General features: G+C 54.3%; 17 protein-coding genes and 2 pseudogenes. 3 read left to right on the plus strand and 16 right to left on the minus strand.

The features are described from left to right. Nucleotides 1–8: 8 nt before the first annotated feature. From NT140_08420 to NT140_08455, 8 genes are all read right to left on the minus strand, one after another. Complete coding sequence (locus NT140_08420; protein MCX5831896.1) at nt 9–1,157, minus strand: amidohydrolase family protein; 1,149 nt, start codon at nt 1,155–1,157, stop codon at nt 9–11. 19 nt (nt 1,158–1,176) lie between these two features. Then, nucleotides 1,177–3,315 carry a xanthine dehydrogenase family protein molybdopterin-binding subunit gene (locus NT140_08425; GenBank protein MCX5831897.1) on the minus strand — a complete coding sequence of 713 codons (2,139 nt, stop codon included), beginning with the start codon at nt 3,313–3,315 and terminating at the stop codon, nt 1,177–1,179. 6 nt (nt 3,316–3,321) lie between these two features. Then, nucleotides 3,322–4,161, minus strand: a complete 840-nt coding sequence (locus tag NT140_08430) for an FAD binding domain-containing protein (protein MCX5831898.1) — start codon at nt 4,159–4,161, stop codon at nt 3,322–3,324. Beyond that, nucleotides 4,142–4,600: a (2Fe-2S)-binding protein gene (locus NT140_08435; protein MCX5831899.1), complete on the minus strand. Its 459-nt coding sequence runs from the start codon at nt 4,598–4,600 to the stop codon at nt 4,142–4,144. Before NT140_08435 ends, NT140_08430 begins: the two co-directional genes overlap by 20 nt. Nucleotides 4,601–4,646: 46 nt before the next feature. Further along, complete coding sequence (locus tag NT140_08440) at nt 4,647–5,954, minus strand: TRAP transporter large permease (GenBank protein ID MCX5831900.1); 1,308 nt, start codon at nt 5,952–5,954, stop codon at nt 4,647–4,649. Beyond that, nucleotides 5,954–6,406: a TRAP transporter small permease gene (locus tag NT140_08445; protein ID MCX5831901.1), complete on the minus strand. Its 453-nt coding sequence runs from the start codon at nt 6,404–6,406 to the stop codon at nt 5,954–5,956. Before NT140_08445 ends, NT140_08440 begins: the two co-directional genes overlap by 1 nt. A gap of 69 nt (nt 6,407–6,475) precedes the next feature. After that, nucleotides 6,476–7,561, minus strand: coding sequence for a TRAP transporter substrate-binding protein DctP (dctP, locus tag NT140_08450; GenBank protein ID MCX5831902.1), 1,086 nt, complete (start codon nt 7,559–7,561; stop codon nt 6,476–6,478). 36 nt (nt 7,562–7,597) lie between these two features. Continuing rightward, nucleotides 7,598–9,088 carry an aldehyde dehydrogenase family protein gene (locus tag NT140_08455; protein ID MCX5831903.1) on the minus strand — a complete coding sequence of 497 codons (1,491 nt, stop codon included), beginning with the start codon at nt 9,086–9,088 and terminating at the stop codon, nt 7,598–7,600. A gap of 295 nt (nt 9,089–9,383) precedes the next feature. On the opposite strand from NT140_08455, the gene NT140_08460 reads away from it, so the two are divergent. Beyond that, complete coding sequence (locus NT140_08460; protein MCX5831904.1) at nt 9,384–10,583, plus strand: hypothetical protein; 1,200 nt, start codon at nt 9,384–9,386, stop codon at nt 10,581–10,583. Here NT140_08460 and NT140_08465 read toward each other — a convergent pair whose 3' ends face one another. The 3 genes from NT140_08465 to NT140_08475 form a co-directional block, all read right to left on the minus strand. Beyond that, entirely contained in the window at nt 10,584–12,866 is a 2,283-nt protein-coding gene (locus tag NT140_08465; protein ID MCX5831905.1) for a GAF domain-containing protein, read from the minus strand. Next, nucleotides 12,853–13,182, minus strand: coding sequence for a hypothetical protein (locus tag NT140_08470; protein MCX5831906.1), 330 nt, complete (start codon nt 13,180–13,182; stop codon nt 12,853–12,855). Before NT140_08470 ends, NT140_08465 begins: the two co-directional genes overlap by 14 nt. Before the next feature lie 176 nt (nt 13,183–13,358). Further along, nucleotides 13,359–13,634, minus strand: coding sequence for a hypothetical protein (locus tag NT140_08475; protein MCX5831907.1), 276 nt, complete (start codon nt 13,632–13,634; stop codon nt 13,359–13,361). 214 nt (nt 13,635–13,848) lie between these two features. Between NT140_08475 and NT140_08480 the strand changes: the two genes are divergently transcribed. After that, nucleotides 13,849–14,187, plus strand: a complete 339-nt coding sequence (locus NT140_08480; GenBank protein MCX5831908.1) for a hypothetical protein — start codon at nt 13,849–13,851, stop codon at nt 14,185–14,187. Further along, a complete protein-coding gene (locus NT140_08485) occupies nt 14,184–14,519 on the plus strand; it encodes a hypothetical protein (GenBank protein MCX5831909.1) in 336 nt (111 codons plus the stop codon). The genes NT140_08480 and NT140_08485 overlap by 4 nt, the downstream gene beginning before the upstream one ends. Before the next feature lie 18 nt (nt 14,520–14,537). Here the strand turns inward: NT140_08485 and NT140_08490 are convergent, their stop codons facing one another. The 5 genes and pseudogenes from NT140_08490 to NT140_08510 form a co-directional block, all read right to left on the minus strand. Further along, nucleotides 14,538–14,945, minus strand: a complete 408-nt coding sequence (locus tag NT140_08490) for an OmpA family protein (GenBank protein ID MCX5831910.1) — start codon at nt 14,943–14,945, stop codon at nt 14,538–14,540. A gap of 153 nt (nt 14,946–15,098) precedes the next feature. After that, nucleotides 15,099–15,296 (minus strand): annotated as a pseudogene (locus tag NT140_08495) (thrombospondin type 3 repeat-containing protein). Nucleotides 15,297–15,397: 101 nt separating this feature from the next. Then, a pseudogene (locus tag NT140_08500) lies at nt 15,398–15,484 on the minus strand (thrombospondin type 3 repeat-containing protein). A 267-nt stretch (nt 15,485–15,751) separates the two neighbouring features. Next, the gene (locus NT140_08505) at nt 15,752–16,204 is read right to left on the minus strand and encodes a FecR domain-containing protein (protein ID MCX5831911.1); all 453 of its coding nucleotides are present in this window, start codon (nt 16,202–16,204) and stop codon (nt 15,752–15,754) included. A gap of 19 nt (nt 16,205–16,223) precedes the next feature. Continuing rightward, nucleotides 16,224–18,112, minus strand: a 1,889-nt coding sequence (locus NT140_08510; protein MCX5831912.1) for an adenylate/guanylate cyclase domain-containing protein, incomplete at its 5' end; no start/stop codon positions are given.

Below are 18,112 nucleotides of genomic sequence, written 5' to 3' on the forward strand. Positions count from 1 at the left end.
TCCCTGCCCTATGAAGTTTTCCGGACCGGCGGCGGCGTGTTTCTACTCACCTGGGTCTTCACGACTCCGTCTATGATCACCATCGCTATGCCGGGTATATCGCCCGCTTCAATGGCCGCTTTGGCGTTCTTTCCTGCGGAGCCCATAGGGGCGTCAATGATCTGCAGATCGGCGTCTTCGCCAATCTTCACCAATCCGTGCGACAGGCCGAAAACCCGCTTTGTATTGCCGGTGGCGCAGCAAATGGCGATTTCAGCAGGGATGTTGCAGAGGGCGGAGACGAAATTAACCATTCTCCAGATACCGAGCGGTATAACGCCGGTGCCGGAGGGCGCATCGTTACCGATGATAAGCCGCTCGAGGTTGCCTTTGCTCTGCATGAAATTGACGATCTCAAGGGCTACTTTAAGGTTGCCACAGTGGACAATCTCGATGGCACATTCCGTCTTCTCGATGACCTTAATCGCTTCCGACACGGGAACGCTCGTAGGACCGCCATTGAGGTGGCAGGCAACGGTCGGGTTGGCAATCATTACGTCCTCGCAGGTGACCGTGGAACTGCCCGGAACGGAGGTGCCGCCCACGTGCATGAGCACTTTCATGCCGTAGCGCTTTGCCCATTCCGCCATCACCCTGGCTTCTGCGGCCGCCTTGACGCTGCCGAGACCGATTTCACCCACAAGCCAGACCCCGTCGGCGGCAAGCTCCTTGAAATCCTCTTCCACAAGTCCCTTCTCCAGGATGAGCGCGCCGCCATATACCTTGACACCTGCCGGCCTGGCTTTGGCAAAGGACAGGTGCGCCAGCAGGGCGAGGGCCTTCGTCCCCTTGGGGTCCGTCGGCCTGCCCGGCAAGTGCACCTCGCCCGCGGAAATCATGCTCGTCACACCGCCGTGGAGGCTGCTTTCAATGAAGTTCAACTGGCTCTGCCGGGGAGTAAAATCACCAAACACCGGATGGCTGTGGGAATCTATGAAACCGGGGCAGACAGTCATACCGCCCGCATCAATCACCCGGTCGCCGTCCGGGGAGTTTCCCGCCTCTATGGATATGATCTTGCCGGCCTCGACGCAGAGAGAAACCGGGCCATCAATGAATGGCTCGCAAAGATCACCCGTGAAAATGCTGCCTATGTTCTTGATTACCAATGTGCTCATGTTTCCTCCTTCGTTCTACTCAGCCAATCAGTTTCTTCAGCCGCTCCATGTCCACGGGCAATTCAAAAGGCCGCGCACCGGTGGCATCCGTTATGGCATTGACTATGGCCGCCGCCTGCGGAATGAGAGCCGGCTCTCCCACACCCTTCGCGCCGAAGGGACCGGTCGGCTCTTCATCTTCTACCAGGTGAACTTCGATATCGGGCATATCCAGGGACGTAGGAATGTAATAGCCGTCAAAGGATTCCGTCTTGCCCGGTTCGAAGGCCTCCATAAGGGCAAAACCGATCCCCATGGCAACGCCCCCGTACACCTGGCCTTTTACCAGGGTAGGATTCACGACCTTTCCCACATCATGGGCGGCATGAACCTTCACTATGCGGCATTCTCCCGTCACCCGGTCCACGTCAACCTCGGTCATGTGTGTGGCAAAGGCATAGGTGGCGTAGGGCACGCCCTGACAGGTTGCGGGATCAACGGGGGTGGTGGGCGGATCGAAAAAGCCCTCGAAGACAGCGGTCCCCCTGGCATTGGCTTCTTCGCAAATATCACGCAGATCACGCCCGCGGTAGTACCCTGATTCTTCGAGGTATGATCTCGTCCTGGCCGAGGCCTCATAGACAGCCCTACCGGTGATATAGGTGTGTCTGCTGGCAGAAGACGAACCGGCATCCCGGGACGTATCCGTATCGCCGCGCACGAGCTGCACCGCATTTCCTCCGACGCCTAAGGTCTCCATCATGATCTGCATGAGGACCGTGTCGGAACCCTGTCCTATCTCACAGGCGCCCAGATGGAGGGCGATCCTTCCGTCTCCCGCGAGGCGGATGTGACATCCCGACGGATTCGATGAGCCTGTGTTGCCGCATCCGTAATACATGCACCCCAAGCCGAAGCCCCGTCTATCGCTTTCCTTTTTCCGGGCGCGCCAGTAGGGCTCCACCTTCCGGAGCGTCTCCACCAGCCCCACACTGTGCTCCAGCAACTGTGATGTAGCGGTATATGATCCTTTGCGGAGCGCGTTTTTAACCCTGATATCGAGACGATCCATGCCCAGGCGCATCGCGATCTGGTCCAGTTGCGATTCGTGGGCAAAGGCCAGTTGGGGAATCCCGAAGCCACGCATTGCCCCGCTTACGGGGTTGTTCGTATAGAACATCCGGCTCTCCACATAAGCATGAGGAACCTCGTAGGGGCCGGTGGCGTGGCAAGCGGCCCGGAGGCAGACTACTTCCCCGTAAGAGACAAAAGCGCCTGTGTCACCGACAATACTTACCTTCACCCCCGTGATGGAGCCGTCCCTACGTACGCCCGTGGTATAATCAATATAGAGGGGGTGTCTCTTGGTATTGGAGAGAAAGCTCTCTTCCCGGCTGAACCGCATCAGCACGGGCCTTCTGGTATGGTAAACGGCCAGCGCGAGATAGCCCTCCACGGTCATGTCGAGCTTGCCTCCGAAACCGCCCCCGGTTGTGGTCTGTATCATCTGCACCGATTCCTCGGGGATTGCCAGAAGCCGGGAAACCTCACGCCTCTTGTAGTGGATATTCTGGGTAGAGGAAGCAATAACGATCCTGCCGCTGCCGTCTACATAACCGATCCCGGCCTCAGTCTCGAGGAAGGCATGGTCCACCCAGGTAGTTCTGTAAGTGTTCGAGACGACCACATCGGCATCGGCCAGGGCCCGTTCGGCATCGCCCTTGATCAGCGTCCGCAGGCACAGGAGATTCCCCGACTCCCCGTGGATGGACGGAGCTGTGTCCGGGGATGCAGAGGGAGCGAAAACGGGGGTAATCTCATCGTAGGCGATCGTTATCAGGGACATGGCCTGCCGGGCAGTCCTCTCCGTCTCTGCCACCACAATGAGGATGGGCTGACCGACGCAATAGACCCGGCCGTCGGCCAGGTAGGGCTGGTCCTTCTTGATAATCCCGAAAAGGTTTTCACCCGGCACGTCGCGAACAGTGATGATCTTTACGACGCCTGCCAATTTGAGAGCGGCCGCGCTGTCAATCGTGCGTATTATGGCATGGGGCCGCGTGCTTCTCAGAATGGCGGCATGCAGCATACCCTCCATCATCATGTCGCCGGCAAAGACCGGCCTTCCCAGCACCTTGTCCAGAGAGTCAATCCTCGGCATGTCTTTACCGATAAACATCGCTTGCTAACCCCGCAGTATATTTTCCAGCATTCCCCGGAGGACCGGCAATTTGTAGATATATGAAGGCCGGTCGCCGCTGATAAATATGATGCCTTCCAGAACCATGTTCACGGCTTCCGCAATGACAGCCGCGCTTTTGTCTTTGCCCGCGAGAAACGCTTCTACGGCATGCGCCCGAAAAGGCATCGGGGTGCAAGAGCCGATCGCCAGCCGGACATTTAAAAAGACGCCCCGTTCCTCCCGGACTGCCCATGCTGCCGAAAGCCGGGAAATGGCCCAGGCCGCGCGCTTCGCCACCCGCCGGTATCCCATGCGGTAGCCCTTCAGGGACTCCAGGGACACCCCGCAAAGAAGCTCGTCAGCCATTATTGATGTCTGATAGGGAGCAACAATGAAATCTTCGAGGTTTACCTCTCGAACTCCCCGTGCCGATTCCAGTATCACCCTGGCACGGTGGATCAGCAGGGGCGGAAGCGCGTCCGCGGCGGGCGAAGCGTTCGCCAGATTCCCGCCGATGGTTCCCCTGTTTCGTATCTGGGGTGAACCTACCTGACTGCAAGCGCACGCAAGATCCGGCGCCGCATCCAACACATTGCTGTGGCTGCTCACTTCCCGGTGGTTGACGCCGCCGCCGATAACGACGCCGGATTCATCGGCTTTGATGGTACGCAGCTCCGCAATCCTGCTGACATCCAACAGCCGCCCCCACGTTTCACCGCGCCGCATCCTGACCAAAAGGTCCGTTCCTCCGGCGATCACTTTTGCCCCTTCTGGCTCAGCCAATACCGCGAGCGCAGCCGACTTGTCAGCCGCGTTTATGAGCTCAAATTCCGGCAGCATCATGCACCGCCTCCTCAATCTGGACATACCCCGTGCACCGGCACAGATTACCGCTGATGGCCTCCCGGATCTCTTCCCGGGACGGGTTCGGACATCGCTTCAAGAGACTATAGGCGCTCAGCAGCATCCCCGGCGTACAGAAACCGCACTGCACGGCCCCGGCCCGCATGAAGGCATCCTGCAGCGGATGTAGACCGCCGTCTGTGGCAAGATACTCCACCGTCTTCACGTCATGGCCAGAAATTTGGGAAGTAAGGGTCAGGCAGGAATAGACAGGTTCATCATTGACCAGCACGGTGCAGACGCCGCACTCGCCGATGGAGCAGCCTTCTTTCACGCTTTTTACCGAGAGCTTTTCGCGCAGCGTGTGGAGGAGCGTTTCGTTATCCTGCACCTCAACTTCCACAGGCTGCCTGTTAAGGATAAAGTGAACGTTCTTCATGCGTCTGCTCCCCAAACCCCGATAAACATCCCGGCTCCCGGCCGCGCTATCTTCCCATCAGGCCCGGCAGGTAGAGGGCGATGATCGGGAAAAGGGTAAGAATGACCGTTGTAGCAATGATGGCAAAGAGAAATGGGATTGATCCTTTGAAAATCTCACCCATGGGCACATCCTTCGCTATGCCGGCAATAGTGTAAACGTTAAGCCCAACGGGTGGCGTAATGAGTCCCGCCTCCATCATGAGCACCGCCACGACGCCAAACCAGATGGGATGGAAGCCTATCGCCACCATGACGGGGAAAATGACGGGAAGGGTGAGAACCATCATGGAAACTGAATCGAGAAAACAGCCGAGGAAAAAGTAGATTGCTATCACAATTATCAGGATAACATACTTGGAGACCCCCAGACCTGCGATCCAATTCGAGGCCACCGTGGGAATTGTTGACAGGGCCAGGAAATAGCTAAAGACGGTAGCCCCTGCCACGAGAAAAAGCACCATGGTAGAAATCCGCGCCATTTCGAGAAGAGAAGTAAAAAGGGTCTTCCAGGTCAACCGTTTTTTCAGGATCACGATGATAAAGAGTGCCGTGGCACCGATTGCCCCTGCCTCGGTAGGATTGACAAACCCGAGGTATATCCCTCCCATAACGATGAAGAAGACGAAAAGCGTCTCCCAGATTCCCTTGAGCGCGATCAGCTTTTCTTTAAAGGTCACGTCGCCGGGCGTGCGGGGAGCAAGCGAAGGATCCATCTTTACCAGGGCCACAACTACCGCGATGTACGCAAAGGACAATACTATCCCCGGCAGAATTCCCGCGATGAGCAGTTTCCCGATGGATTGTTCCGTAAGCATCCCGAAGACGACAAAGCCAAGGCTGGGCGGGATGAGAAAGCTCAACGTGCCGCCGGCCGCTACAACACCACAGGCAAGTTTCGGGGCATACCCGAATCTTCTCATCTCCGGGAGGGCGACATTCCCCATGGCTGCCGCAGCGGCCACGGATGAACCGCTCACCGCCGCAAAACCAGCGCAGGCGGCAATGGTGGCGATCCCCAAACCGCCCGGAAACTTTCGGAACCACTTGTCAAAAGTGTTATATAGCTCCCTCGTGATGCCTCCTGTGCCGGCAAAACTCCCCATAAGAATAAAAAGAGGGATGATCGTGTAAGGGTAATTGGCAGCAACGCCATAGACGGTCTCGGCAACTTTCGGCAGGGCGGCGCCAAGTGAAGCGAGGGCCCAGAGCCCGCAAAATCCTACCAGCATCATGACGAAGGCAATGGGCATACCCAAAAAGAGCAAGAGGACAAGCGCCACACTGCCTAAAATTCCTACGGTTATCGGCTCCACTATTCCCTCCCTCTCAGAACTGCAACTGACTTCAATAAATCTACAAAAATCTCCAGCCAGAGCAAAAAGCCCCCTATAGCCACGAACAGCTTAAAGGGCCACTGCGGCACTCGTAACTGATCTGACACCGCTGTCTCATGAAGCCCCTCGCTATAACCATACACCATCAAAATCGTAATAATGGCCAGAGAAGCCACATCGGTTATAACCTTGCATAAGTTCTGACCACGGGGGGAGAACTTGGAGGTGAGGAAATCCACTCCGACGTGGCCCTGAACCTGCTGGGTATACGCGGCGCCCAGCAGGATAATAACGGCGAGCATATATTCGGAAAGCTCCAGGGTGCCCGGAATAGGCTTATTGAAAAAACCCCTCCCAATCACGTCAAACGTCGTAATGAGCATTAGCGGCACGGCGAGAAACATGCCCAGCACGCACGCGCCGTACGTCACTTTATGAACGCCTTTTTGGAAACACATACTTTGCGTTTACGTTTATACGACTTTTGCAATTATCTCTTCCTAAGCCTTTTTAAATTCCGGCGGACACGAAACGAGATGCACATTTCTCTTTTCGCATTCCTCGTTCATGACGGCAACGGCCTTCTTCGCCGGAATTCCTTTTGCCTCCAGGTCGGCTACCCATTTCCTCGTAACATCCTGGAATCTTGCATACCATTGCTCCGCTTCAGCCTTTGGCAAATCAACGAGTTGCACCCCGCCCTTCTGGATCTCCTTCATGATTACCTTGTAGTCTTCCTGGTTGAGGCCACCCGTTGTCTTAAAGGGATTCGTACAGACATCCTCGATGATCTTCTTTTCACTTGCAGCAAGCTTGTTCCAGGAAGTCATGTTCATGACAGTTCCTTCCGACACGCAGCCGAAGGTCAGGACCGTTCCGTACTTCGCCACTTCAGAAAGCTTGTAGGCAAGTACCAGCGGCGGGCAGGTGACGATGCCGTCCACGGTCCCCGTCTCCATTGCCATATACACGTCGCCCAGGGGTAAAAACACCGGCTCGGCGCCGAGGGATTTGATATAGTTAGTCTGGTGACCGCCGGGGGAGCGCAGTTTCATGCCTTTCAGATCAGCCATCTTCGAGACGGGTTTTTTCGTCCAGATGAAGGACTGGATGCAGCCGTTGAGCTCCAGCACCTTTACTGTCTTGAATTCATCTTTCAAAACGCGGTTGTACACGGCGTTGCCGATATCCGCCGCCACATCCTTGCCGTCCACCCAGACCGCCAGGGACAGAACATCCGTAAGCGGGAACCGCCCGGGCGTCCAGGTAGCCGTAAAATATCCCAGGTCCGACATGCCCTTGGCCACGATATCGAAATGCTCCGGGCCTTTGCCGAGGGCTGCCCCGGCATACATCGTGGATCCCAGTTTGCCGCCGCTTCTCTTCTTCACTTCCGCCATCATGGGGGTCCAAACGGTCTTCACTTCCCTGCTCATCGGCGGGTGCCAGGTGCTGAACTTCAAATTGGCGCTCTCCGACGCGAACAGGCCATTGCTGTCCAGAACTCCCATACCCAGCGCCGCACCGCCTATCAGCGTGCCCTTCATGAAATCTCTTCTGCTCAATTCTCTACATTCTTCACACATACGGCATCCTCCTTATTTGTTGTTGATATTATCGTTCTACACCCACCTCACCGTTACGGTCTTCTCCTCAAGGAACATCTTCACTGAATCCATCCTCGATTTGGAATTGCCATAAAAAGAATCCTTTTTCGAACCGAGCCCGAAAAAGGCGTATGGCTGCGGGATGCCCGCGTTAACGCCCACGTTGCCGACCTCGCACTCCCGGATAAACTTGCGGGCGGCTTTGCCGCTTTCCGTGACGATACATGCCGAATGCCCGTAGTTAGTTCCGTTTATCCAACTGATGGCCTGGTCAAGATCCGCCGCCCGGATCAGGTTGCATAAGGGACCAAAGGCCTCCTCCCTGGCTACATGCATGTCCGGCGTCACGCCTTCAAAGATCGTCGGCCCGAGAAAGCTGCCCTTCTCCAGCCCGGCAGGCGTCGCCGTGCGCCCATCAAGAAGCAGCCTGGCGCCGGACGAAAGACCCGATTCGATAAACCGAAGCACCTGCTCCTTGCCATTCTGCGTAGTCAGCGGTCCCATATCCACCGACTCATCAAGACCATAGCCCAGCTTCATAGCTTTGGCAGCAGTGATCAATTTCTCTTTCAACTCCGCATATCTCTTGTCGTCTCCGATCACGGCCACGTTGTCGGAGCCGAGGCAGCGCTGGCCGGTCATACCGAAGCAGCCGCGGAGGATATACTGCACCGCATTATCGAGATTGCAGTCTGGCATGATGACGACGTAATTCTTGCCGTTGCCGTTGAGGGAAGATCTCTTCCCGTATTTGCCGCAGAGTTCGAAGAGTTCCTTGCTTACCTTGGTAGAGCCGATGAGACCAACGCCTTTGACCCGGGGGTCGGAGATGATGGTATTATTTAGTTCCCTCTCCGTCCCCATGTGGAGGAGATTGGCAACACCCGGGGGGAATCCCGTCTCAGCGAGCATCCGAAACATGGCATCAGCCGATACCGGACACTGACGGCTCGGTTTCACTATAACCGTACACCCACAAGCCAGCGCATAGGGGACAAAGGATGACCAGGCATGCATGGGAATATTGCCAGGCGTCATGATGAGGAACACGCCCACCGGCTCCCGCAGCAGATAGCAGTCTATGCCCGTTGCGAGCTGGTCTACATGCTCGCCCTTATAGAGGCTGTAGAGGGCGCTCCCGGCGGCCTCGATGTTCTCCATGCACCTCGATATGGTGCCGCGCCCCTCGCCAATGGTGCAGCCGTGGTCCTGAACGAGTATCCGGGCCAGCTCCTCATGGTGTTTTCCGAAGGTCTCCCTCAGGTTGAAAACCATTTCCGCCCTATCCCGGAAAGGGACGTTTCTCCACTTCGCGAAGCTGGTATGGGCCGCAACAATCGCCCTTTCCACATCTTCCGGCGCTGCGACGGGCGCCTCTGCGATAGCCTCACCGGTGGCCGGATTCGTGGTCTCAAAATAGGCGCCCGTCCCAGGCTCTACCCATTGTCCGTCTATGTAAAGCTTCAATTTACCGTAATGTCTGCTCACCTCATCCAGCGCTGCCATGCGAATCTCCTTATTTTTTCATTATCTTTTGGTACATCTGCGGTCTTGCGGACTGAACATCACAAGCCTATCTTATCCAGGCTCGTCAAAACGAGTATTTCCCGCCGGGAGTATAGGAGGGCTGTTTTTGCTTGTCAAGGGATATTAGCTGAAATAAAATAAGTCCGGGTGGTAGATAGCGCATAAAATCTCACGCTTCAGGATTCGATTCCCGCCCCAAGATTAATGATGTAAGATCATACGTGATGATGTATATTGAACCGCCCGGATGCTGCCGGGCAAGTGGAGATGTCGGATGCCGGATGTCGAATACCGAATAAATATTCCTTTGATGAAGAAGCATCAGTGCAAAATAATTTCCTTCTGCCTGTGTTTTCTAATTTCCTTTATTGAAGCCGAGATTGCCGTCGCACAAGTAAAAAATCAACAAATCCAATTTTGTCTCCGCCAGGGAATTGAAAAGGCATTAAACCTGGAAACTCAGAGCGCGATCGGCTTTTTCAATAAGGCAGTGGAACTGGGCCGGGAAGATCCCACCGGCTATGCCTTCCTGGCGCTGGCCCACCTGTTTTTCCTTGAGATAAGCTATGCGCCGACGGAACGGGTCAGGAACAGGGATTCCATGCTTCGTTACGCGGATGAAGCGCTGACCAGAGGACAAAAAAAGATTGAGAATGATGAGAAAGATGGTCAGGCATACTTCGCCATGACCCTGGCGACCATCGTCAAAGTGCGCTGGGCAATCAGGCAAAAAAGTTATTTCGCGATGGCGCGTGATACCTCTACCGCCTGGGGTTATATGCAAAAAACACAGGAAATCAATCCTCAAGTCTATGACATTTATTTTCCCATCGGGCTGCTCCATTACCACATAGATCACCTGCCGGGATTGGCCCGCTTTTTTTCTTCCCTGTTGATCACGGCGGGGAACAAGCGCCAGGGGATTCAGGAATTGGAATTAGTGGCAAAGCAGGGTAATCTTCTTAAGGAAGTAGCCCAGGCGGAACTTGTCTCAGCTTTTTTGTATTTTGAAAAGCAGCCGGCCCAGGCTTTAGCTATTGCCATGGAATTAAAAGAAAAATTCCCCCGGAATTATAATTTTGCGTTTGCCTTGGCGAATACCTATTCCGAACTCCATCGCTTCACCGAAGCGCTGGCAATCGCCCGGGAGCTGCACAAGAACATTCAGGCCGGCAAGCCGCCTTACATCCCCCAACTCCAGCCCCGTTATGATATTTTAATGGGAAGGATCTTATTCAACCAGGGGGAATATGCGGAAGCTGCGGAATACCTGCAAAGGGTTCTCAAGGATGACTCCCTCTATAACGCCCGGAACAAGGCGGCGGCGTTGCTGCGCTTGGGCATGATCCACGATATTCGCCAGGAAAGAAAAGAGGCGGAAGATTGTTATTACCGAGTTCTGGAGATAGAAGGGGGTGAAGGCAGCGCCCCGATAGAGGCCAGAAAATATCTGCAAGCCCCGTACATCCGGTAGCTATTTGGAACGCATCACCCAGCCGCCGTCCCAGCCTTCTTCGGGAGGGTCTGCCCGGAAGCTCAGGCACCGCTCCACATACATCTGACAGACCTGATCGTTGGGGTTGAGCCGCAGCGCCTCCTCAAAGCGGGTAATCGCGCTGTCCCATTCCCGGCGGCGGTAAAGGGTCAGCCCATCCCGGAAGTGGCCTACCACCTCTATCAGGCTGGGGTAAGTGGTCTCGTCGTGGTAGTCGAGTACCTCGTAAATACCCACGTTATGCGTCTTTCCCTTCACCTGGACGCGGTCCACCTCGCGGATACGGTATGTCCCCTTCAGGCGCTTATAGGTATTTTCGCTGATCAGAATGTTCGCATGGTACTGTTTGCAGAGGCTTTCGATGCGGGAGGCCAGATTCACGCCGTCGCCGATCAGCGTGTAGTCCATGCGCTTGGGCGAGCCGATGTTTCCGGAGACGATCGTATCCGTATTCAGACCGATTCCCATGTTGACGGGTTTCTTGCCATCGGCGAGGCGCTGGACGTTCCAGGTGCGCAGGGCGTTGATCATGCCGATTGCCGCCCGGACGGCACGATCTTCGTCATCGTCATGGGGCAAGGGCACACCGAAAGCAGCCATGGCGGCGTCCCCGATGAACTTGTCCAGCATCCCCCCCTCCTTCCGGATACAGTCCACCATGAGCGTAAAATATTCATTGAGGAGGGAAACCGTGCCTTGCGCTCCCAGTTCCTCGGTCAGGGTCGTGAAGCCCCGGATATCGGAAAAGAGCACCGTCGCGACGGTGCTCTTGCCTCCCAGGATTTCCTCGCCGCCCGCGAGTATCTGATTGGCCAGCCCCGGATCCATGTAGCGGGACATCGTTGATTTCATCCGCTTTTCACTGGTAATGTCGTCTATGATGATCATCGAACCCAGCTTCTTCTTCGCGGTGCTGACCAGCGGCAGCAGCGTCAGGTTAACGGAAATCCTGGTTCCCGCGAATTCCGCCTCCGCGTCCATTATGACGTCCGGCTTGCCGCTTTCCTCGACATGCCTGATCTTTTCGATAATCCAGCCGTTGGGGCCGGTGAAGAAATCGGCGGCCTTCCGTTTCAGGATCGCCTCGGGGGCAAGCTGAAGGATACTGAGGCCGGCCACGTTGCAGGTGATGATCTTCCCATCCTCGTTCATGGTGATCACGCCGTTGGACATGCTCTCCAGCATACTCTCGCTGTAGTTCTTCATGTTCTGGACATCATCAAAAAGCTTGGCATTTTCCAGCGCAATCGAGATTTGGGCGGTAAAGGCCTTCAACCGTGCCTCATCATCATGCGTGAAGGGTCCGCCCCGCTTGTTCAGAATCTGCGTCACCCCGATGACCTTCCCATTCTTATTGACGACCGGGACGCAGAGGATTGAGCGAGTGAAGAATCCTGTCTTCTTGTCAAAGGCCGGGTTGAAGCGGAGATCGGCATAGGCGAAAGGGATGTTGATCGTCTCCCGGGAGGTGAAGACCGCCCCGGCAATCCCGAGGTGGTTCGGCAGACGGATCTCCGCCACCTGGAGTCCCAGCCCCACCTTGGAGAAAAGCTCATTCGTCTTTTCGTCATTGAGAAAGAGCGTGGCCCGCTCCGCATTGAGCATCCGTGTCGCCTCGGACATAACCTTCTGGAGCAGCGCGCCGAGGTCAATCTCGGCGGTAACGTCGGAGACGACATCAAAAAACTCCGTCTCCTTCTGACGGAGCTGATTCATGCGTTCGACAACCTGGATGCTCTGCATCGCAAAGGCGGCCTGGGTCGTCATCGCTTCCAGGCGCTTCTGGTCGGCTATCGTAAAGCGCCCCTTTTTTTTGTTCAACGCCTGGGCGACGCCAATGATCTCCCCCTTGACGGTCCGGATCGGGACGCAGAGGATCGTTTTAGTGATGAAACCGGTGCTTTCGTCTATGGCACGATTAAAATCGGGATTCTTATAGGCGTTATGGACGATGATCGCCTTCCCTGTGGTGAATACCTGGCCGGCCACGCCGGAGTTATTTTGTATGCGGATCTCTCGATTGAAATTGCCCTGGGCGACGCGGGAATGAAGTTCGCCTGTATCGGGGTCGTTGAGAAAGATCGTTCCCCGGTCGGCCTTCAGTTCGCGGGTGGTGATCTCGAACATGGTCACCAGAATCTCGTCCAAGGTTTCGAATACGGCGATGGTCCGGGAGATGTTGAGGAGCAGCTCCGCTTCGCTCGTTTTGCTGCGTCGCTCCGGACCTGCGAACTGTTGATTCTGGCGGTTATCTTTCCCCATGTTCTTCCAACCTGCCTCTCAGTACCCGGATCATTTCGTGGAGCTGCTTCGCGTCGTCGCGGGCAATCCTCTCGATGTCGCGGCACTTCTCATCGTACTCAATCTGCCGGCGATCAAGCTCATCGCGCAGCGCGCCGACCATGTCCTTAAGCTGGCCGATTTCGGCGTTGGTCGTGAGAACCGCATCCTGAATATGCTCCTGTTCGCCGATCCGCAGCTTCTCCATCTCGTCGCGGAGCGCAGCAATCATCTCTTTCAGGTGGCGGTTTTCTGTCTGAAGGCTGTAGAGATCATTCTGATCAGGTTCGGGCGTCATGGAACTATTTTTACCTCTGAATAAACTTACCTTCCCCTACCGTATAGAGAAGTTTTTCTGGTGTGTCCAGCAGCCCCTTATCATAACGCCCTTCATTATTCAACAGACCATTATACGTCCTGTTAGTAACTTTCAACGACAGGCGGTTCACCTATTTTCCGGCATTTTGTCTGAGTTCACCTCATGTTGATAGTGTGGGTCTTCAGCAGAAATTCCTTGAACTCTTCTTTTGTCGTTTTTTTTATGGCGGCGAGGCGAACAAAAACTGCCCTGTTGTAGAAGGAAAAGCCGTTTTCGATTTTTTCCGGATGCTCATCATCGTCAATGAAGCGCTCCATAAATTTCAGGGCGGATATTTTCGCCTCGTTCTGGTCTTGCGCAGTAATTAGATAATGATGATGCTTTAGCTCCTCATCCTCCGTCTCGTTGATCTTTATCCAGTAATCAGGCATAGTTTCTCCCTTAAATTATTACCGCGTCAGCGGATTGGCTCAGGTATCTTATACATTTTTATTGAAAATGCAACCAAATCAACGCCAAATCAAATTAACTGAGGTTTTTTTATTGACCAATTGGCTGGAAGTGCTAAGGTACCCAGACGACGATAACTGGAAAGAACTGGGTTTGTTCTGAGTCATAGCCCCCGGAAAGGAACAATATGAAAACATGACAAAGACACGCGATACAGGATCAGCGGTAGACGACCAATGGGGACGCGACCCCTCGATTCAGAGTATGCGTCGGGTCTTTGCCGTGATGGAGAAGACCCAGACTGAACTCTTGGAAAATCTCCGCATCTCACCCCTCGACCAGCGACTCCGCCTGTGGAGACAAAACGCCCTGCGCCTCTTCGAGCAGCAATGGGGGCAAACAACGAGGCGGGGCAGCAGTCTCGGCGAGCGCCAAGTTGCCGATCTGTACATTACCTGCTTTATCGGCATCCTGGAAAAGGCCGGCATCCCGGTTCCACCCGCCGCTATTCCCCCGGATGAGGAAAACAAATGATCAAAGTACGTCTCTTCGGCCGCTGCCGCATCTATCACGACCCGGTGAGCCCGGTCTTGCGGGCGCCGGCACAGATAGGCTGGGATGCCTGGTACCGGAGCATTGACCTGGTGACTCCCCAACCGCTCAAAGGCGAGGAACTGCTCCGGCGCACCCGTGGTTGGTGGACGGTAGAGCCAGAAGCAGTCGCCGCACTGGTAAAACAACACGGCAAGCTCGTGGTCGGTGAGGGAGGAGAGCTCATGGTGGCATTCGAGAATGAACAGTCCCTTGCCGACCTCCGGCAGGCGTTAGTCGCCCATTTTGGCGACCAGGTCCAACTGACGCCGTAATAACCGCACAGTCTTGTCTTACCTTGTGATGATTTCTACCCGACGATTCCGGGGTTCCTCCACGCCATCCGGCGTTTTAACTAATAGTTTCTCCTTGCCATAATATTCAATTTCGATAATGGCGCGTTTAACACCTTTGGCAACAAGGGCATCTGCAACCGATTTGGCGCGCCGCTGCGATAGCTTGCGATTATATCCAACAGAGGCAACCGTGTCGGTATAGCCAATCACACGGATATGACTTGATTTCTGCGAATTGATCGCCTTCATGATTTCCTGGATTGATTGAAGCGATTCGCTGGTCAATGAGGCGCTGTTGCTCTTAAAGTAAATTATATTGACGGCAGAGGACTGTGTCTGGGACTGGGGCTGGGGCTGGGCCGCCAGGGCTTCTTTAAAAATATTTTTTACTTCTGTTTCGTCCATGACCTTCGGTGTGCTGGGGAGCGCATCGGCGCTGGTGAGTTCCGTCGCTTCCCAGGGTTTATTCAGCATTTGTGAACCTGCGGCAGTGGTTACCGAGAGCTCGCCAACTTTGCCGTCCGATTCTGGCACAATCACAACTTTTGTTTTGGGAGAACAGCCATCCTGATCAACCGGAACACCTGGCGGCGTGTCGGGACACTTGTCAAGATAGTCTGGGACGCCGTCCTTGTCCGTATCTAAAGGACAACCGTCCTTATCCACCTTGACGCCAGCCGGCGTGCCGGGGCACTTGTCGAGATAGTCGGGGACAGCGTCCTTGTCGGAATCGAGCGGACAACCGTCCTTATCCACCTTGACACCCGTCGGCGTGCCGGGGCATTTGTCTTGATAGTCGGGGACGCCATCCTTATCCGTATCCAGTGGGCAAGGACAGCGTCCTTGTCGGAATCAAGCGGACAACCGTCCTTATCCACCTTCACTCCCGCCGGCGTGCCGGGGCATTTATCTTGATAGTCGGGGACGCCATCCATATCGGAGTCTACAGGACAGCCCCAATCATCCACCTTCGCACCCGGCGGCGTAGTCATGGGGCATTTATCGTAATAGGGCGCCCGGGTAAATTCGTTGCGATAATCGTAATTATCAGGCACCCCATCGTTATCCGAATCAATAGGGACCGATGTCGGGATGTGGGCACAAGACGATAAAACAAGGAAAAATATGAAGGCTACTAATATAAATGATGCTGGCAATGTTTTTTTCACGATATTAAGCTCCTTTACTGATTGAAATGAAAAATCAGGTAGTTAATTATCCTCAACTTTAATCAGGCAACGTGTGCCCCTAAATCCGATTGTTGCCTCCGGAGTTTTTACTTTAACTGCATCGGGAGCCATTTTGGTAAGACTTCCCGAGACAAAATGCAGCGTTCCCCTGGATATTTTAGAAACAAAGGCCAGCTTCTGTTCACCTGGTTTAAATACATATTCATCAATTGTATATACCGTATTGGGACCGACAGAAATCATCGTATTGTCCTTGAACGTGATTCCTAAAGAACCGTTATTGTCTGTTTTCAAGACATCTTTCATAAAAACCGGATCGCCCAGCTTAACTTTAAGCTCCGTTTTCTCCCGGACAAACGTGGCCGCGCCATTTAGCTTTTTGATAGCGCCGATCGAATCATCCGCCTGAGCCAATCGTGCATCAAGACAAACAACTAAAACCAAAAGACAGATAATTTTCATGAAGTTGCGCATAATTTCCTCCTTTTACATGTTATTTTTTATCCATAACAACCACCACGCCAGTAGCTCCGCTCTCCAGACGTTCCAGATGGAATCTGGTCAAAGCATCGGACGGGTATTCGTTTGACAGTAACGCAAATGCCTCTTGGGCGCAAGGGTCATTTTGCGCCATTAACCGGTAGGCGGCCAGATAAGCCTGAATATGCGGTGAATCCATCTCTGCCTGCGTGAGCGGTTCAAAGGTCTCAATTTCCTTACTTTTGCCCTTTAATACCAGTGTTCCGATGGGGCGGCCGATAAAACCAGGGCATTGATCTACGGTAGCTCTGCTTACGCATATTCTGGTCCCCAGATACTTGTTCACCGTTTCCAGGCGGGAACAGGTATTGATCGGATCACCAAGAGCGCGATAATCGAACATGGTTTTACCGCCGAAGTTGCCGAGAACAACCATACCCGTATTGACACCGATACGGGTTCCGCCCAGGGGAACGCCCTGTTTCTGCTTGTCTTGAGAAAACTTATAGGCAAATGCGTCCAGGGCGACGGCACAGGCAAGGGCCCGGCGCGCATGATCTTCCTGCACCACGGGCGCTGAAAACATTAGGGAAATGGCATCTCCAACAATTCGATCTATCATGGCGTCAAATTGAAAGGCAATATTCAGCATCTCATCAATATACTCGTTTAATATGCTGACCACCTGGGCCGGATCCAATTTTTCCATTAGAGTAGTAAATCCGGCCAAATCAGTCAAGATAAAAGAACACTCTCGTTTCTCACCGCCGGTCTTCAATAACTGCGGGTTGTCAATGAGATGCCGCACCAGGTTGGGAGAAATATAGGACGCAAAGGCTTCACGTATCCATCTGCGGTCACGCTCGGTTTCCAGAAACCGGAAAAAGCTGCCGGTAATATACATCGCCGCCAATGCAATTGATGGGAACAGGGGATCTATAAATATTTTTGACCTCGTAAGGGCCATCCATGACCCTGTGAAGGTTATGCCAATCCAGCCAACGGCCATACCGGCCAGCACCATGGCGCTGCTACGGGAAATCAGCAAATTGAGGATTATCCAGCTCGCAATTAAAAACAGCACCGTTACCGACGAAGACCAGTCGGGATGGAGCAGATAGCTTTTTTGGATGATCTGTTCGACCAACTGGGCATGAATTTCCACGCCCGGTATCGTCCCCCCCAATGGATTGACCTTGACATCCAGCAGCCCCTTGGCGGAAGTTCCCAAAAACAGGATGTGCCCAACGATTTGCTTACTATCCACTTCGCCGGATAGAACCTTCCAGGCCGGGATATACCGTTCCGGATGTTCATTGGAATAATTCAGCCATACCTCGCCTTTGGCGTCTGTTTCAATCGGCAAACTGCCAATCCGGATGCCCACAATTCCCGTGCGGCCGCCGAAACGATTTTCACCGCTGGCGCCTGACGATTTCACCACAATGTTCTGAGCGCCTTGCGCTACCCGTAAGGCCTCGGCCGATAGTGAAGGATAGATGTCATTATTGATTCTGAGCAGCAGCGGCACATGGCGGAGAACGCCATCATAATCCGCCATATAATTAAACGCGCCGTTACCGGAGGCGGCTGCCTCAATTACGGGCAGGTTCTTGACAGCGCTTTTAAACGGCACAAGAAACTGGGCCGGATCATCCCCGGCGGCGACAAAGCGTGCCTTTACCGCCGGTTGTTGATTCCCCGTAAGAACTTGCGATGAACAGGAAAAACCGGTTACAATCGGACCATTGCTTATGGCGCGGGCGAGAATTTCATCATAATCGGGATACCTGCCTGCCAGACGGGCAAATTCCTTTTCGGTCGGCCAAAACCGGGCCAGGGACTTGGGCGACATACGGTCCGGTTCGGCGAACACCACGTCAAAGACAACGGCCGCAGCGT

The organism is Deltaproteobacteria bacterium (assembly GCA_026388415.1).
GTDB lineage: Bacteria > Desulfobacterota > Syntrophia > Syntrophales > JACQWR01 > JAPLJV01.

Bases quoted from the DNA above. Each gene is read 5' to 3' on its own strand.
- NT140_08475 (MCX5831907.1), bottom strand. From the start codon at position 13,634: ATGCCTGATTACTGGATAAAGATCAACGAGACGGAGGATGAGGAGCTA.
- NT140_08505 (MCX5831911.1), bottom strand. From the start codon at position 16,204: ATGCGCAACTTCATGAAAATTATCTGTCTTTTGGTTTTAGTTGTTTGT.
- NT140_08425 (MCX5831897.1), bottom strand. From the start codon at position 3,315: ATGTTTATCGGTAAAGACATGCCGAGGATTGACTCTCTGGACAAGGTG.
- NT140_08420 (MCX5831896.1), bottom strand. From the start codon at position 1,157: ATGAGCACATTGGTAATCAAGAACATAGGCAGCATTTTCACGGGTGAT.
- NT140_08490 (MCX5831910.1), bottom strand. From the start codon at position 14,945: ATGGACGAAACAGAAGTAAAAAATATTTTTAAAGAAGCCCTGGCGGCC.
- NT140_08470 (MCX5831906.1), bottom strand. From the start codon at position 13,182: ATGACGCCCGAACCTGATCAGAATGATCTCTACAGCCTTCAGACAGAA.
- NT140_08465 (MCX5831905.1), bottom strand. From the start codon at position 12,866: ATGGGGAAAGATAACCGCCAGAATCAACAGTTCGCAGGTCCGGAGCGA.
- dctP (MCX5831902.1), bottom strand. From the start codon at position 7,561: ATGTGTGAAGAATGTAGAGAATTGAGCAGAAGAGATTTCATGAAGGGC.
- NT140_08485 (MCX5831909.1), top strand. From the start codon at position 14,184: ATGATCAAAGTACGTCTCTTCGGCCGCTGCCGCATCTATCACGACCCG.
- NT140_08430 (MCX5831898.1), bottom strand. From the start codon at position 4,161: ATGATGCTGCCGGAATTTGAGCTCATAAACGCGGCTGACAAGTCGGCT.
- NT140_08460 (MCX5831904.1), top strand. From the start codon at position 9,384: ATGCCGGATGTCGAATACCGAATAAATATTCCTTTGATGAAGAAGCAT.
- NT140_08480 (MCX5831908.1), top strand. From the start codon at position 13,849: ATGACAAAGACACGCGATACAGGATCAGCGGTAGACGACCAATGGGGA.
- NT140_08435 (MCX5831899.1), bottom strand. From the start codon at position 4,600: ATGAAGAACGTTCACTTTATCCTTAACAGGCAGCCTGTGGAAGTTGAG.
- NT140_08455 (MCX5831903.1), bottom strand. From the start codon at position 9,088: ATGGCAGCGCTGGATGAGGTGAGCAGACATTACGGTAAATTGAAGCTT.